A 2698-nucleotide genomic window follows, 5' to 3' on the forward strand; every position below is an offset into this window, starting at 1 on the left:
GGACGGCTACCAGGCGGCCCGCATGGTCCGCGCCGCGGGGCGGCCGGTGCGGCTGATCGCGCTGACCGGCTGGGGCCAGGCCCTGGACAAGGTCAAGGCGCAGGAGGCGGGATTCGACCACCACTTCGTCAAGCCGGTCGACCTCGCGACGATCATCGACGTGCTGAGGGCCTGATCCTTCCCCCGGGAGCGAACGGCCGTTTGACAGTCCCCCGAAGCCGGTCCTACATTGCACCGGCCCGCGACACCGGCCCCCTTTCGCCGGTGGCCGCCGCCACGCCGACATCCCGATGGAGTTGCCAATGACCATGATCCCGCGCGATCGCGCCGATTTTTCCGCCATCGTCGACCGGCCGGCGCTGAAGCTGCCCGGCGGCGCGAAGGTGATCGTCTGGACCATCGTCAACCTGGAAGTCTGGGACATCGCCCGGCCGATGGCGCGCCAGGTGCTGCCCGCGCCCACGGGCGTTCCGCTGCTGCCGGACGTGCCGAACTGGGCGTGGCACGAGTACGGCATGCGCGTGGGGTTCTGGCGCTTCAAGAAGCTGTACGACAGCCTGGGCATCAAGCCCACGCTGTCGATCAACGCGCGCGTCACGGTGGACTATCCCCGCGTGGCGCAGGCCTGCCTCGACGCCGGCTGGGAATTCATGGGCCACGCCTACGAGCAGATGCCGATCCACAAGGTGGAAGACCAGAAGGCCATGATCGAGCGCTCGATGGACACGCTGGAGAAGTTCACCGGCAAGCGTCCCGTCGGCTGGCTCGGCCCGGGCCTGACGCAGACCTGCGAGACGCCCGACCTGCTGACCGCCGCGGGCGTGAAGTACATCGGCGACTTCCCCTACGACGACGAGCCCACCGAGATCCGCACCGCGCACGGCCCGCTGGTGACGCTGCCCTACACGGTGGAGAACAACGACATCCCCATGATGATCGTGCAGCACCACGAAGCGGCGTACTGGACGCGGAAGTGCTGCGACACCTTCGACCGCTACTACCAGGAAGCGGCCGAGCGGCCCAAGATCATGGCGATCGCGATCCACCCGTACATCAGCGGGCAGCCCTTCCGCATCGGCTACCTGGAGAAGGTCTACGAGCACATCGCCCGGCACTCCGGCGTGCTGCACTGGAACGGCGAGCAGATCCTGCAGTGGTACCAGGGCGCCAGGGCCGGATCGGGCGCTTGAGGACGTCCGCTCAGCGCATCAGCGACACGAGCTCCGGCATCAGCGCCTGGCTGCCGGCACGGGCCAGCGCGTCCTCCAGGCTGCCCAGCACCGTGGCCGCGATCTCCTTGCGGGCTCCGGTGGCCTCCGCCATCGCGGTGTAGTAGCCCAGGTCCTTGGCGGCATTCGCGATGGCGAAGCGGAACGCCGACAAGTCGCCGTTCAGCAGGTAAGGCCTCATGCGCTCCAGCGCGATCCCGCCGCCGCCGCCCTGGGCCAGCACCTCGACGAACGCCTGCGGCGCCACATCGCGCTGCTGCGCGCAGGCCGCTGCCTCGGCCAGCAGGGTGACCATGCCGATCGACACGTAGTTGTGCAGCAGCTTCATGCTGTGGCCCGCACCGACCGGTCCCACGTGCGTGATGTTCTCGGCGAAGCACTTCAGGAGCGGCCGGCACGCCTCCAGCAAGCCGGCGTCGCCCCCCACCAGCAGGTTCAGGCGGCCCTCGGCGGCTTCCTTCGGCGTGCGCGTCATCGGCGCGTCGAGGAAGCGGCCACCGGCGGCCTGCACGGCCTCGGCCATCCGCAGCGTGGAATCCGGGAGGGCGGTCGAGCAGTCGATGACGACCGTTCCGGGACGCAAGCCCTGGACCACGCCGCCCGCTCCCGTGAGCACGGCCTCGATCTGGGGCGACCCCGTCAGGACGAGGATCAGCGCGTCGACGCGCGAGGCTAGTTCGGCAGCATCCGCCACGGTGACGGCGCCGGCAGCGCGCAGCGCGTCCAGCGGCTGGTTGCCGGGGTGGTCGAACAGGACCAGCGGGTATCCGTGCTTCGCGAGGTTGGTCGCGATGCCGTGGCCCATCATGCCGATGCCGATCATTCCGATGGTCTTCATCTTGGTTCTCTCGATTCCGGGGGTCGTTGCTCGACCCTGATCTTAGCGTCGGGGAACCATCGGACCGGGACCCGATCGTCCCGCACGGTCATCACTTCTTCGGCATCATGATGCCCATCATCAGGTCCGCGTTGAGCTTGGCGATCTGCTGCATCAGCGCCCACTGGCCGGCCATGAGTTGCGTGAACTGCGGGTTCGTGGGATTGGCCTGGCCCGACATGGCGAGCTGCGCGGTCGACTGCGCGATCTTCTGCTGCTCCTCCAGGATCTGCTTGACGGAGGCGTTGTATTCATCCAGGGTCATGACGTGCTCCTCGGCGGAAGGCCGCCGTGGCATCTTAAGGGCGCGCACGTCAGGATGGCTGGAACTGCCGCAGGTCGAGCGGCCACTCGTCGCCCAGCCAGTAGGCGTAGTCGGTGTGGTCCTTGAGCGCGTCGCCGCTCAGGCCGTGCACGAACACGTCGAGGCCGCCGCGGTGTTCGTCGAGCCAGGGCACGATGCGGTCGTACTCCGCCGCCGCGAAGGCGAGCTGGCAGCTCCAGCGCGGATGCGGGCCGACGTTCTTCTCGTGCACGCGCCCGACCTGCACGCGGAACAGGCGGCCGGCCTCCTGGCACAGGGCACGGGCCT

At 68.7% G+C, this 2698-nt stretch carries 4 protein-coding genes; 1 reads left to right on the top strand and 3 read right to left on the bottom strand.

Translation table 11 applies throughout. From position 1 onward, the window contains the following. Window positions 1-302 precede the first annotated feature (302 nt). Complete coding sequence (locus VF522_RS08660) at window positions 303-1190, top strand: polysaccharide deacetylase family protein (protein ID WP_330907840.1); 888 nt, start codon at window positions 303-305, stop codon at window positions 1188-1190. 10 nt (window positions 1191-1200) lie between these two features. On the opposite strand, the gene VF522_RS08665 is transcribed toward VF522_RS08660, so the two are convergent. From VF522_RS08665 to VF522_RS08675, 3 genes are all read right to left on the bottom strand, one after another. Next, entirely contained in the window at window positions 1201-2067 is an 867-nt protein-coding gene (locus tag VF522_RS08665; RefSeq protein ID WP_330907841.1) for an NAD(P)-dependent oxidoreductase, read from the bottom strand. A gap of 91 nt (window positions 2068-2158) precedes the next feature. Then, a complete protein-coding gene (locus VF522_RS08670; RefSeq protein WP_330907842.1) occupies window positions 2159-2371 on the bottom strand; it encodes a hypothetical protein in 213 nt (70 codons plus the stop codon). 49 nt (window positions 2372-2420) lie between these two features. Next, window positions 2421-2698: DOPA 4,5-dioxygenase family protein (locus VF522_RS08675; RefSeq protein WP_330907843.1), on the bottom strand; the 278-nt coding region annotated here is incomplete at its 5' end.

This window comes from Ramlibacter sp. (assembly GCF_036383835.1).
GTDB lineage: Bacteria > Pseudomonadota > Gammaproteobacteria > Burkholderiales > Burkholderiaceae_C > Ramlibacter.